General features: G+C 73.9%; 8 protein-coding genes. 5 read left to right on the forward strand and 3 right to left on the reverse strand.

Annotation, left to right across the window (positions count from 1 at the left end):
* Window positions 1-65: 65 nt before the first annotated feature.
* Entirely contained in the window at window positions 66-452 is a 387-nt protein-coding gene (locus AB0B48_RS03310; protein ID WP_357195188.1) for a hypothetical protein, read from the reverse strand.
* Window positions 453-630: 178 nt separating this feature from the next.
* Between AB0B48_RS03310 and AB0B48_RS03315 the strand changes: the two genes are divergently transcribed.
* Window positions 631-5,301: a DEAD/DEAH box helicase gene (locus AB0B48_RS03315; protein ID WP_357195191.1), complete on the forward strand. Its 4,671-nt coding sequence runs from the start codon at window positions 631-633 to the stop codon at window positions 5,299-5,301.
* Window positions 5,302-5,513: 212 nt separating this feature from the next.
* Here AB0B48_RS03315 and AB0B48_RS03320 read toward each other — a convergent pair whose 3' ends face one another.
* Window positions 5,514-6,068 (reverse strand): hypothetical protein, encoded by a 555-nt coding sequence (locus AB0B48_RS03320; protein ID WP_357195194.1) that lies wholly within the window; start codon window positions 6,066-6,068, stop codon window positions 5,514-5,516.
* 102 nt (window positions 6,069-6,170) lie between these two features.
* Between AB0B48_RS03320 and AB0B48_RS03325 the strand changes: the two genes are divergently transcribed.
* Complete coding sequence (locus tag AB0B48_RS03325) at window positions 6,171-6,971, forward strand: SAM-dependent chlorinase/fluorinase (RefSeq protein ID WP_357195197.1); 801 nt, start codon at window positions 6,171-6,173, stop codon at window positions 6,969-6,971.
* A gap of 25 nt (window positions 6,972-6,996) precedes the next feature.
* On the forward strand, window positions 6,997-7,239 hold the full coding sequence (locus AB0B48_RS03330; RefSeq protein ID WP_238671784.1) for a CPCC family cysteine-rich protein: 243 nt from the start codon (window positions 6,997-6,999) through the stop codon (window positions 7,237-7,239).
* A 33-nt stretch (window positions 7,240-7,272) separates the two neighbouring features.
* On the opposite strand, the gene AB0B48_RS03335 is transcribed toward AB0B48_RS03330, so the two are convergent.
* The gene (locus tag AB0B48_RS03335) at window positions 7,273-8,532 is read right to left on the reverse strand and encodes a hypothetical protein (RefSeq protein WP_357195200.1); all 1,260 of its coding nucleotides are present in this window, start codon (window positions 8,530-8,532) and stop codon (window positions 7,273-7,275) included.
* Between the two features lie 109 nt (window positions 8,533-8,641).
* On the opposite strand from AB0B48_RS03335, the gene AB0B48_RS03340 reads away from it, so the two are divergent.
* The gene (locus tag AB0B48_RS03340; protein ID WP_357195203.1) at window positions 8,642-9,451 is read left to right on the forward strand and encodes a DNA-formamidopyrimidine glycosylase family protein; all 810 of its coding nucleotides are present in this window, start codon (window positions 8,642-8,644) and stop codon (window positions 9,449-9,451) included.
* A gap of 165 nt (window positions 9,452-9,616) precedes the next feature.
* Entirely contained in the window at window positions 9,617-13,228 is a 3,612-nt protein-coding gene (locus AB0B48_RS03345; RefSeq protein WP_357195206.1) for a hypothetical protein, read from the forward strand.
* The last annotated feature ends 55 nt before the right edge of the window (window positions 13,229-13,283 follow it).

Consider the following 13,283-nt stretch of genomic DNA (forward strand, 5'->3'; position numbering starts at 1 on the left):
GGCGCGGGGTGGCGGTGGGGCGCGGGGTGGCCGTGGGGCGCGAGGCGCGGGGTGGGGCGGGGTTGTCAGGTCAGGAGGGCGTTGTTGAGGGGTTGCGCGTCGTCGGGTGCGGGGCGCTCTCGGCGCAGCTCGGCCAGCAGGTCGGGGCGGCCGAGTTGGCGGGCGACCCGGTCGACCACCCGCTCGGCGGCGGTCAGCGACCGCACCGACAGCAGGCGGCCACGGCTCTCGCGACGCAGCACGAAGTAGTGCACTGCCACGCGGACCTGACCACGGTCGGCGGCGCTGGCCTGGGCGGTGCAGAGAACCATCTGCCGTAGACAGTGGGCCAGGCGTTCGGCGAGCTCGAGCTCGGGGCCGTGCAGGCCAGCGCGGAGCGCGGCGAGGTGGCTGTCGACCTTGCGAATCAGCACGTCGGTGCCCGGTTCGACGGTGCGCTGCTCGCCGGCCATCACATCCCCTCACCCCGGTTCGCGTTGCGAGTGAAGTTACTTTATGTTGCTCCTCAGAAGCAAGCAGTTAAGTGAGACTTAACGTATTAAGCGCACCTTCCACGCTTTTTGCCTTTTGCTGGTTCATTCCGTCGTGAGGTCGCTCGTGCATGTCGGACCCGCGGGGCACGATGGACCGGTGACCGGGGCAGACGCAGACGCCGGCGCGGTGCTGGCCGGGTTCGGCCCGGCCACCCGCGCCTGGTTCGACAACGCCTTCGCCGCCCCGACCGCCGCGCAGACCGGCGCCTGGCGGTCGGTCGCCGCCGGCCGCAACGCGCTCGTCGTGGCGCCCACCGGCTCGGGCAAGACGCTCGCGGCCTTCCTCTGGTCACTGGACCGACTCGCCAGCGAGCCAGCACCCGCCGAGGCCCGCCAGCGGTGCCGCGTGCTCTACGTCAGCCCGCTCAAGGCTCTCGCCGTCGACGTTGAGCGCAACCTGCGCGCTCCGTTGGCCGGCATCCGGCAGGCGGCCACCCGGTTGGGCGTCGCACCGCCCGACATCACCGTCGGCATGCGCACCGGCGACACGCCCGCCGACGAGCGACGCGCCTTCGCCCGCACCCCACCGGACATCCTCATCACTACGCCCGAGTCGCTGTTCCTGCTGCTCACCTCCGCGGCTCGCGACTCGCTGCGCGGCGTCCAGACGGTGATCGTCGACGAGGTGCACGCGGTGGCCGGCAGCAAACGCGGCGCCCACCTCGCCCTCTCCCTAGAACGCCTCGACGAGCTGCTGCCCGCCCCGGCGCAGCGCATCGGCCTTTCGGCCACCGTCCGGCCGATCGACGCCTGTGCGCAGTTCCTCGGCGGCGCCCGCCCGGTCGACGTGGTGCAGCCGGCCACCCCGAAGACCATCGAGGTCAGCGTCGAGGTCCCGGTGGAGGACATGACCCGCCTGGACGAGCAGGAGCAGCCACCGGAGGACGACCTCGGCGGCCCCGGGCCACGCCGGGCGTCGATCTGGCCGGCCGTGGAGGAACGGGTCTTCACCCTCATCGGGCAGCACCGCTCGACCATCGTCTTCACCAACTCCCGGCGTAGTGCCGAGCGCCTCTGCGCCCGGCTCAACGAGCTGGCCGCCGAGGCGGTGGCCGCATCCGCGTCGGGCGAGGGCGGGATCGGCGTACCGGAGGGGTTGCCGGCCGGCGACGACCCGGCGGGCGACGGTGACCCGGCATCCGGCGCGCAGCGCTGGGGCGGTCCCGCCGGTCCGCTGCGCAACCGGCCGCCGGCCGAGGTGATGGCCCAGTCCGGCGCGGCCACCGGCGCGGCGCCCGTGATCGCCCGCGCCCACCACGGCAGCGTCTCCCGGGAGGAGCGCAAGCACATCGAGGAAGCGCTCAAGTCCGGCCAGCTCCCGGCGGTGGTGGCCACCTCAAGCCTGGAGCTCGGCATCGACATGGGCGCTGTCGACCTGGTGGTGCAGATCGAGGCGCCGCCCAGCGTGGCTGCCGGTCTGCAACGGGTCGGCCGGGCCGGGCACCAGGTGGGCGCGGTCTCGCGGGGGGTGGTCTTCCCCAAGCACCGCGGCGACCTGCTCTCCTGCGCGGTGGTCGCCGAGCGGATGACCGCCGGAGCGATCGAGGAGCTGCAATACCCGCGCAACCCGTTGGACGTGCTGGCCCAGCAGATCGTGGCGCTGGTGGCGCTGGAACCGTGGGCGCTGAGCGACCTGGCCGTGCTGGTCCGCCGGGCCGCGCCCTTCGCCGAGCTGCCCGACTCAGCGCTGCACGCCGTGCTCGACATGCTCTCCGGCCGCTACCCGTCCACGGCGTTCGCCGAGCTGCGCCCCCGGCTCGTCTGGGACCGGGCCACCGACGTGCTCACCGGCCGCCAGGGGGCGCAACGCCTCGCGGTGACCAGCGGCGGAACCATCCCCGACCGGGGTCTGTTCGGGGTCTTCCTGGCCGGCGCCGAGCGGGCCGCCCGCGTCGGCGAGCTGGACGAGGAGATGGTCTACGAGTCCCGGGTCGGCGACGTCTTCCTGCTCGGCTCGTCCTCCTGGCGGATCGAGGAGATCACTCCGGACCGGGTGCTGGTCTCGCCCGCCCCAGGGCAGGCCGCCCGCATGCCGTTCTGGAAGGGCGACCAGCTGGGCCGGCCGGTGGAGCTGGGCCGGGCGATCGGCGCCCGGGTCCGCACCCTGCTGCGCCAGACCGACGAGGCGGCAGTGGCCGCGCTACGCGACGGTGGGCTGGACGACTGGGCCGCCGGCAACCTGATGGCCTACCTGCGCGAGCAGCGGGAGGCCACCCGCTCGCTGCCCGACGACCGCACTGTGGTGGTCGAGCGGTTCCGCGACGAGCTGGGTGACTGGCGGCTGGCCGTGCACAGCGTGCTCGGTGCCCGGGTCAACGGACCCTGGGCCCTCGCGGTGGGCCGCCGGCTGGCCGAGCGGTACGGGGTCGACGCCCAGGTGATGCCCTCCGACGACGGCATCGTGGTGCGTCTTCCGGACACCGCCGACGAGCCGCCCGGCGCCGACGTGGTGGTCTTCGAGCCCGACGAGATCGCCCAGCTCGTGGAGGAGTCGGTCGGCACCTCCGCCCTGTTCGCCGCCCGTTTCCGGGAGTGCGCCGCCCGGTCCCTGCTGCTGCCGCGCCGCGACCCGCGGCGCCGCCAACCGCTCTGGCAGCAACGGCAGCGGGCCGCGCAACTGCTCGACGTCGCCCGCGAGTACGCGGACTTCCCGGTCACCCTGGAGGCTGCCCGGGAGTGCCTCCAGGACGTCTTCGACCAGCCGGCGCTGGCCGGGTTGATGCGCGACCTGGCCAGCCGCAAGGTGCGGCTGGTCGAGGTGGAGACCAGCGCGCCGTCGCCGTTCGCGCGGTCGCTGCTCTTCGGCTACGTCGGCGCGTTCCTCTACGAGGGTGACGCCCCGCTGGCCGAGCGCCGCGCCGCCGCACTCGCCCTCGACTCCACGCTCCTCGGCGAGCTGCTCGGCCGTGTCGACCTGCGGGAGTTGCTCGACCCGGCGGTGCTCACCGAGACCGACGGGCAACTGCGGTGGCTGACCGAGCAGCGCCGCCCTCGCGACGCCGAGGACGTCGTCGAGCTGCTGCGGGTGCTCGGTGACCTGAGCGACGCCGAGTTGACCGAGCGGGGTGTGCCGGAGACGTGGCTCAGTGAGCTGGAGGCCACCCGCCGGGTGCTGCGGGTCCGGATCGCGGGCGAGCAGCGCTGGGTGGGTGTCGAGGACGCCGCCCGCCTGCGCGACGCCCTCGGCGTGGCGCTGCCGATGGGGGTGGCCGAGGCGTACCTCGCCCCGGTGGCCGATCCGCTCGGTGACCTGGTGGCCCGCTACGCCCGCACCCACGGGCCGTTCGCCGCGGCCAGCTGCGCGGCCCGGTTCGGGCTCGGGGTGTTCGTCGTCGAGCAGGCGCTGCGCCGGCTCGGCGCCACCGGGCGGGTGGTCTCCGGGGAGTTCACACCGGATTCGGCCGGCGCCCAATGGTGCGACGCCGAGGTGCTGCGGATGCTGCGTCGCCGCTCCCTCGCCGCGCTGCGCCGGGAGATCGAGCCGGTGCCGCCCCGGGCCCTCGCCACGTTCCTGCCGCGCTGGCAGCAGGTCGGCTCGTCCGCACGAGGTGTGGAGGCGCTCGCCGCCACCGTGGAGCAGTTGCAGGGCACTGCGGTTCCGGCGTCAGCGCTGGAGCGGTTGGTGCTGCCCGCCCGGGTCGCTGACTACTCCCCCGCCCAGTTGGACGAGCTGTGCGCCAGCGGGGAGGTGCTCTGGGCGGGGTCGGGCGCGATCTCCGGGGGCGACGGCTGGGTCACCCTGGCGTACGCGGACGCCGCGCCGCTGCTGCTCCCGCCGCCCGACGAGGCGTTGACCCGTACCCCGCTGCACGACGCGGTGCTCGACGCGCTCGGCGACGGGCAGGCGCTCTTCTTCCGCCCGCTGGCCGACCGGGTCGGGTCGACCGACGACGCCGCGTTGACCGCTGTGATCTGGGACCTGGTCTGGGCGGGATACCTGAGCAACGACACCCTCGCCCCGCTGCGCGCGGTGCTCGGCGCCGGCGGCGCGCACCGCTCCCGGCCGTCCGCGCCCCGCACCCGTTACCGGCGGCCCGGTCGGGTGGCGCTGCCGACCCGGGGTGGCCCGCCGACGGTCGCCGGCCGCTGGTCGCGTCTTCCGGAGCGGGACCTCGACCCGACCCGGCGGGCCGCCGCGCTCGCCGACCTGCTGCTGGAGCGGCACGGGGTGGTCACCCGGGGCGCGGTGATGGCCGAGCAGGTGGTCGGTGGGTTCTCCGCGGTCTACCCGGTGCTGTCGGCGCTGGAGGAGCGCGGCGCGGCCCGCCGGGGTTACTTCGTCGAAGGGCTCGGGGCGGCGCAGTTCGCCGTACCCGGTGCTGTGGACCGGCTGCGCGCGCTGGCCGAGCCGACCGACGGCGCCCGGGGTCGGGGCGCGGTGGCGACGGTGCTCGCCGCGACCGACCCGGCCAACCCGTACGGTGCGGCGCTGCCCTGGCCGGAACGGGTGATCGACTCCGGCGACGGCGCCACCCCGGCGACCGGGCACCGGGCCGGTCGCAAGGCGGGCGCCCTGGTGGTGCAGGTCGGCGGTGACCTCGTCCTCTACGTCGAACGCGGCGGCCGAACGCTGCTCTCGTTCACCGACGACACCGACACGCTCGCCGCAGCCGGCAAGGCGCTCGCCGACGCCGTCCACTCGGGCGCGTTGGGCGCGATGTCGGTGGAGCGGGCCGACGGCGAGGCGGTGCACTCGTCGCCACTGCGGGACGCGTTGACCGCCGCCGGCTTCCGGGCCACCCCCCGGGGCCTACGCCTGCGCGGCTGACCCGCCAGTTCCGGACCACCCTTGTGGGCCGGGCGTGCCCGGCCGCCCGTCGCCTCAACACGGACGAGCGCCCGCCGATCGACGCCCGGCGCGCCACCGGCCAGCCGAGGCCCCGAAGGCAATTCCGCAGAGAGCTTGATGTCTGTGAGTCATCACGATGACTCACAGACATCACGGTCAAAAGAACAACACGCTCCGGCCACGCCGGCGGCTCAGCCCAGCCGGTCGAGGGCCTTCTCATAGCCGGGGCGGTCGGCGGCCGGGGTCTTCGCCTCCAGGTAGTTCAACACCACCGCGCCGCGCCGGTACGACTGGCCACCCCACGTCTCAGCGATGTCACTGGCGCTGGTCTCGTCCGGAAAGACGTACACCGTTACGGCGTCGGTGGCGATCAGCTCGGAACAGCCCAGGCCGAGGCCGTCGGGCCCGCAGTCGACCGAACGGTCCTTCGGGTGCGGCACCTTCAGACCGGCGGCCCGGAAAGCATCGACGACCTGCTTCGCGCCGGGCGCGCTGGCCGGGCGCTTGGGCAGCACCACCGGCGGCGGGCTGGCCGGCCGTCGCTGCGTCGTGCCCTGGGCAGCGGGGGGCGGGGTCGCGCTGTCGGCACTGGGTGCGGCCTGGGGCGTCGGCAGGCCGGTCGGGGCCGCCTCGGACGAGACGGACGGGGTCGCGGTCGGGTTGCCGTCGTCGTCACTGCCACAACCGGCGCTGAGGGCGACGGCGACCAGCAGGATTCCGACTGCGGGGAGGTTCCGAGTTGTCACCAGGGCAGTCTGCACAACGTCTTCCCGCGGCGGGAGGGGCCGGTCGGCCACTGCGCTGTCCCGTATCCGCCAGCACAGCGCGGGTTCCACTAGCCTGCGGGCATGTCCGCCGTGCCCTGGATCTCGCTGACCACCGACTACGGCCTCACCGACGGCTTCGTGGCCGCCTGCCACGGGGTCATCGCCCGGATCGCGCCGGCCGCCCGGGTGATCGACGTGACCCACCTGGTGCCACCGGCTGATGTCCGGCGCGGTGCTGCCGTACTGGCGCAGACCGTGCCGCACCTGCCGGTGGGAGTGCACGTGGCGGTGGTCGATCCGGGTGTGGGCACCGCCCGGCGGGGGGTCGCGCTGGCCACCCCGGGCGGACTGCTGGTCGGACCGGACAACGGGTTGCTGCTGGACGCGGCCACCGCGCTCGGTGGGGTGACCGACGCGGTCGAGCTGACCGAGCCGCGCTGGCTGGCCGCCCAGGTGTCCGCCACGTTCCACGGTCGGGACGTCTTCGCACCGGCGGCGGCCCGGCTGGCGCTCGGCGCACCGCTGGCCGAGGCGGGCCAACCTGTCGACCCCGCCGGGTTGGTGCGACTTCCGGCGCCGACGGTGTCCCGGGACGCCGAGGGCTTCACCGCCGAGGTGCTGACAGTGGACCACTTCGGCAACGTCCAACTTGCCGCGCCGGCCGAGTTGCTCGATCGGCTGCCGGCCACGCTGCGGGTGGGTCCGCCGGGACCGACGCCGGCCCTCACGGCGGTGCACGGGCGCACCTTCGGCGACGCCCCGGCCGGAGGCCTGGTGGCTTACGTCGACTCGGCCGGTCTGGTGGCGGTCGCGGTCAACGGCGGGCGGGCCGCGGACCTCCTCGCCGCCTTCCCGGGGGACCTCCTGCGGGTATCGGGCTGATGTTCGACTGTGGAATGCTTCTCCGGTGGGTGAGCATGTGGTTCCTGTGGGCTGTCCCTGCTGTGCATCCCGAACCGGCGGGGGGACCTGCCCCGTCTGTTTCTGGACCGACGACGGCCAGACCGACGCCGACGCCGATGCCGTCCGGGGCGGCCCCAACGGCGACCTGAGCCTGACGCACGCCCGCCTCAACTACGCCGTCTACGGTGCCAGCCACCCGCGCTACCAGGACATGGTGCGCACGGCTCGCCCCGACGAGCGCCCCTGACCTCGACGGAGCGCCCGACGGGGTGAGCGTGGCTCAGCAGACCGGCACGCTGCCGCCGTACACGCTGGAGATGTACGCGTGGCTGACGTACTGGCCACTGGCCAGACGGTTCCAGCGGGTGGTGGTCCGGTAGGGGCCGGCGACCGACTGACCGGTGACGTAGCACTGGATCGGCACATGGGCCAGCCGGGCGGCGAGGCCTCGCGTCGCGTACGACGTGCTGGCCCCGGTGCGGATGTTGAGCGGCCCGTCACCGACGACACCGCGCGGCCCCCCTCCGGTCCACAGGTACGCGACGTCCACCCAGGAGTTGGTGGTCAGTCGCAACCCGTCCCAGAACGTCCCGTCGGCCAGGTCGATGCCGGCCGGGTTGAGCACGGTCCGCCCGAACTGGTCCCGTCCGCCGTTGTAGCCGGACTGGTACGCGGCCTGCGCCTCGGGCCGGCCCTGCGGCAGGTTCTTCCAGTTCTCCCGGACCGACGAGGGGTTCCAGTAGTCGTCGCGGGTGTTCCACGGCCCGACGTCCCAGACCGGGGCGTACTCGCAGCGGGAGCCGCTGGTGGTGCAGACCCGCACTGTGTAGTCGCCGGTGTTCAACGGGGAGAGCCCCCGCCGCGACGGCAGCGCCGCGAAGTGGTCCCGAGGTTGCACGGTACGGCCGTTGGCGGTCAGCTCACCGACCAGCCCGATGCGGGTGGCGTACACCCGGTAGGTGCGGCCGGGCGTGGCGGCGGAGACTGCGGCGTTCGCGTCGGCCGTGAGCCGCACGCCCCGTACCGTCGCCGTGGCGCCGCCGTCGGGGGCGGTGAGCACCACCCGGGTCTGCACCCTGGTGACCGGCCTGTCGAAGACCGCGCCGGTGGTGGCCGCCCGCCACTCCGTCCAGCCGGCGGCCCGCCAGCCGCGAACCTGCGCCTCCACTGTCGCCCCTGCCGGAACTGCGGCGTTGATCTCAGCGCGGACCCGGGTGGCCGGCCTGGCGAGGGTGCGGGGAGCGGTCACCAGCATCCCCTCGGCGACCGCGCTGTGCGGGCTGCGGGCGCCGCGCCCGTTGGACCGGGCCTCCCGCAGGCGGAGGCCGACGGCGCTACGCCGGACGTTGACATCGTCGCGGTCGACGATGGTGAGGTCGACGCTCCACCGTTCGTCGCCAGGTGCGGCGGCGACGAGAGTGATCGGAGCGCTGCCGGGTGCGGCCGGGGCAGGGCCGCCGGGCAGCAGCGCTGCGGCGAGCAGGAGTGCGAGGGTGGCGATGAGGGCGACGGATGGGATACGACAAGAGGGTCGCGTCATGGGCATTCTCCTCAGAACCCCCTGACCTTCGCATGTCGGTAGATCATGAGGAACCTGAGTACAAATAGCGACACATGCGAATCTTGCTCGAAAGAGGGAGGATGGCAGGGTGCCCGAAGGCGACACCGTCTGGAACACCGCGCGCGTGCTGCAGCGTGCGCTGGCCGGCGCGCGGATCACCGGCAGTGAGTTCCGGGTGCCGCAGCTGGCGACCACGGACCTGACCGACTGGACCGTCCGTGAGTCGGCCAGCCGGGGCAAACACCTGCTGCTGCGGCTCGACGCCCCGACCGGGGAGCACTGGACCCTGCACTCCCACCTGCGGATGGACGGCGCTTGGCGGGCGTACGCCCCGGGGGAACGCTGGAGCGGACGGCCCGCGCACCTGATCCGGGTGGTGCTGCGCAGCCCTGGCGCTGTCGCGGTCGGCTACCACCTGCACGACCTGACCCTGGTACCGACCGCCGACGAGGACCACCTGGTCGGCCACCTCGGCCCCGACCTGCTCGGCGCCGACTGGGACCCCGCGGAGGCGGTCCGTCGGCTCGCCGACCACCCGGAGCAGACCATCGGCGAGGCGCTGCTCGACCAGCGCAACCTGGCCGGTGTGGGCAACCTCTACAAGTGCGAGGTGCTGTTCCTGCGGGGCGTGTCACCGTGGACCCCGGTCGAGAACGTGCCCGACCTGCCGGGCCTGGTGGCCCTCTCCCAGCGGCTGCTCGCCGCCAATCGGGGCCGGTGGACGCAGAGCAGCACCGGCTCACTGCACCGCGGGCAGACCAGCTACGTGTACGGCCGCCGCGCTCAGCCCTGCCGCCGCTGCGGCACCGCCATCCGCAAGGAGGAGCTCGGCGAACGGGTCACCTACTGGTGCCCGGTCTGTCAGCCCGAGCTCCCGCGCCCCTCGTCATCCGGCTGACCAGGCTCTCGCCAGACGGGATCCACGGCAGAAACGGACGATTGGGTAATTCCTAACCGGCCGCTGGAGTCGCATGCTGCGGTTGAGCGCTCACCGACCGTCAGCAGAGTGCCGAGGTCCCCCACGCCGGGGTGGCGGACCTCGCGCCCCGAACCGGGGAGAGTCATGGCGATGTTCCGCAGACTCCGCTCCACCTTCTTCGAGCGGACCACCCGCGACACCGAGGCCGACAGCCGGGCCGCGTCCGTGCCGACCCCGCGTACCGCCGACGAGGCCGTCGTCACGCCGAGCCTGGACCCGGCCGTCGTGCCCCGCTACTTCGGCCCGGTGCCGAACTTCGCCCACAGCCCCCGCCCGACCCGGGGCCCCGACGGGCAGGTGGTGGCCGGGACCGGGCTGCGCAAGTTCGTCGACCCGCTGCCTGTCCCGGGCCAGCCCGGCCGCGGCGAGCTCGGCAGCCACCTGCCGGTGGCGGTGCCGGACACCATCAGCTATCCGGGCTGCGACTACTACGAGATCGGCCTACAGGAGTACGCGCAGCGGCTGCACCGGGACCTGCCGGTCACCCGGCTGCGCGGCTACCGGCAACTCAACCTGGGCACCGACCCGGCCGGACACAACACGGTGGCGCCTCCGGAGCGGCCCTGGCACCTCGGGCCGATGATCCGCGCCCGTCGGGGTCGACCGGTCCGGGTGAAGTTCATCAACCAGCTCCCCACCGGCCGGTCCGGCGAGCTGTTCCTGCCGGTCGACGACACCGTCGAGGGAGCCGGCCTGGGCCCACTGGACGGTCCGGCGCCGTACCCACAGAACCGGGCCGTGCTGCACCTGGCCGGGGCGCAGACCGGCTGGACCAGCGCGGGCAACCCGGGGCAGTGGATCACCCCGGCCGGGGAGATCACCCCGTACCCGACCGGGCCCGGCCTGGGCAACGTGCCGGACATGCCGGCACCCGGCACCGGGGCCACCACGCTCTACTTCCCGAACGAGCAGAGCGGCCGGCTGCTGTGGTTCCACGACAACACCCTCGGTCTGGCCCGACTCACCGTCTACGGCGGACAGCTCGCGCTCTACCTGATCACCGACCCGGCCGAGGACCAGCTCGTCGCCGACGCGGTGCTGCCGGCCGACCAGGTGCCGCTGGTGATCGAGGACAAGACGTTCGTTCCGGACGACACCCAACTCGCCGCCGAGGACCCGACCTGGGACCGGGAACGCTGGGGCGCCCGGGGAAGCCTCTGGCACCCGCACGTCTACCAACCCAGGCAGAACCCGTACCGGTCCGGCGGACGCAACGCCACCGGCCGGTGGGACTACGGACCCTGGTCCCGCAACCCCGCCTCCGGCGAGGCCCCCGCCGACGGTTGGGTGCCGAACCCGCACCACGACCCGGTCGGCGCGCCGGACGAGCCGCCGTCGAGCCCCGGCGTACCGCACCCGTCGGCGGTGCCCGAGGCGTACGGCGACACAGCGCTCGTCAACGGCGTCGCCTACCCGTATCTGGAGGTGCGGCCGCGCGCGTACCGGTTCCGGATCCTCAACGCCTGCCTGGACCGCAGCCTCAACCTTCAGCTCTACCGCGCCTGCTCCGACGCGGCGATGTGGACGGCCGACGGGGCGCTCGCCGACCCCGACGCCGGTGAGGTGCCGATGGTGCCAGCCGCGCGGGCGGCGGACCGTCCGGCGGGGTGGCCCACCGACGGACGCGACGGCGGTGTGCCGGATCCGCGCGCCGCCGGCCCGGAGTTCATCCAGATCGGCAACGAGGCCGGCCTCCTGCCGGCACCGGTGGTGCTGCCGAACCAACCGATCGGCTACCGCTACGACCGGCTCGACCCGACAGTGCTGAACGTCGACGGACACACAGTGCTGCTCGCCCCGGGCGAACGGGCCGACGTGCTCGTCGATTTCACCGCCGTGCCGCCGGGTAGCACGCTGATCCTCTACAACGACGCTCCGACCCCACTGCCCGGCTTCGACAGTCGCTACGACCAGCACACCGGCGCCCCGGACCGCAGCGCCGAGGGCGGCCCGCCCTCGACCGAACCGGGGTACGGCCCGAACACCCGGACCCTGCTCCAGTTCCGGGTCACCGGGACGCCCGAGCCGCCGTACGACCTGAGCCGGCTGCGCGAACGGCTGCCCCTGGCGTACGCGGCCAGCCAACGCCCGCCGATCGTCCCGCAGCCGGCGTACGACAGGGCGTTCGGCACTCGGACACCGGCGCAGACGACGGTGCCGGTGCACGCCTCCTCTGTGACGTTCACGCCGACGGCCGGCACCGGCCCGGTGACCCTGCCGATCGCGGTGAAAGCCGCGCAGCAGATCTTCGAGCCGGACCACGGCCGGTCGGCGGGCCGGCTCGGCGTCGGGCACCCGCACGCCGGGCCGCTCAACCCGACGACGCTGCCGCTCGGTACGACCGACCCGGTCACCGAGGTGCTCTTCGCCACCGACCCCGCCGTGCCGGTGGGCTCCCCCACCGACGGCACGCAGCTCTGGCGGATCAGCGGCAACGTCCGGCAGACCGAGCCGTTGCACGTCGCCGGCTGCGACGTGCAGGTGATCAACCGGGTTGGCTGGGACGGCACGCTGCGACTGCCGCACGGCACGGAGCTGGGCTGGAAGGGGGTCATCCGGGTCAACCCCCGGGAGGACGTGGTGGTGGCGCTGCGCCCGGTCGCGCCGGTGCTTCCGTTCAAGCTGGGAGACAGCGTCCGGCTGCTCGACCCCTGTCGTCCGGCCGGAGCACGGACCGGGTCGACGCCGATCAGTCCGATCGACGGGCGACCGGCCACCGTGGTCAACCAACTGGTCAACCTGGGCTGGGAGTACCGCTGGCACAGTCAACTCGCCGGCCACCGCGACGGCGGGATGAGCCGGCCGCTGGTGCTGCGGGTGGCGCCGAAGGCGCCGACCGGGCTGACCGCCACACCGGTGTCCGGCTCGGCCACCGCGCTACCCGCGATCGCGCTGGCCTGGACCAGCAACGGCGGGCGTCCGCCCGCCACCAGCCACCTGCTGCAACGGGCCACCGACGCGACCTTCGGCGGGGAGGTCACCACGATCACCGTCGCGGCCGCCGCCACCCGCTACACCGACGCGACAGTCACCCCCGGGGTGACCTACCACTACCGGATCCGGGCGGAGAACGCGGTCAGCTACTCGTCCTGGTCGAACGGGGTACCCGCCTCGGTGCACCTGGCCGCGCCGAGCGGTCTGGCCGCGACGCTCCCGCCGGCCGCCCCGCTGCGCGTGGCGCTGCGCTGGACGAACCGCTCGTTCGCCACCGGCATCGACGTGCAGCGGGCCACCAACCCGACGTTCACCAGCGGCCCGGGCACCACGGCGATCGGGGTCGGCGACAACCACCTGGACGCGACAGTGGCACCGGACACCACGTACTACTACCGGGTGCGCACCACCTACCTGGGCTCTGCCTCCGCGTGGTCGACGGTCGCCACGGTGACCTCGCCGCCCGCGCCGGGAACCCCCACCGGGGTGAGCGCCACCGCCAGCGCACCGGGGCCGGACACCGCGACGGTGATCCTGGCCTGGGAGGCGAGCACACCCGGCGGCCCCGGGTCCGGGTTCATCGTGCAGCGGGCACTCGACCCGGCCTTCGAACAGGAGACCGCCACCTTCACGGTGACCGGCCGCGGCTTCACCAACACGGGGTTGGCCCGGGGCGTCGCGTACCACTACCGGATCCGGTCGTTCAACGTCGTTGGCACCTCGCCGTACACCGGACCGGTCCTGGTGACGACACCACAGTGACCGACCCGAGGTCCGTGCGCCGTCTCGGGCCGTGCCCCGTCAGCGCGCTGCGTTT

This window comes from Micromonospora sp. NPDC049089 (assembly GCF_040648775.1).
GTDB lineage: Bacteria > Actinomycetota > Actinomycetes > Mycobacteriales > Micromonosporaceae > Micromonospora.

Coding starts and splice junctions, on each gene's coding strand:
- AB0B48_RS03310 (WP_357195188.1), bottom strand. CDS start 452: ATGGCCGGCGAGCAGCGCACCGTCGAACCGGGCACCGACGTGCTGATT.
- AB0B48_RS03325 (WP_357195197.1), top strand. CDS start 6,171: ATGTCCGCCGTGCCCTGGATCTCGCTGACCACCGACTACGGCCTCACC.
- AB0B48_RS03335 (WP_357195200.1), bottom strand. CDS start 8,532: ATGACGCGACCCTCTTGTCGTATCCCATCCGTCGCCCTCATCGCCACC.
- AB0B48_RS03345 (WP_357195206.1), top strand. CDS start 9,617: ATGGCGATGTTCCGCAGACTCCGCTCCACCTTCTTCGAGCGGACCACC.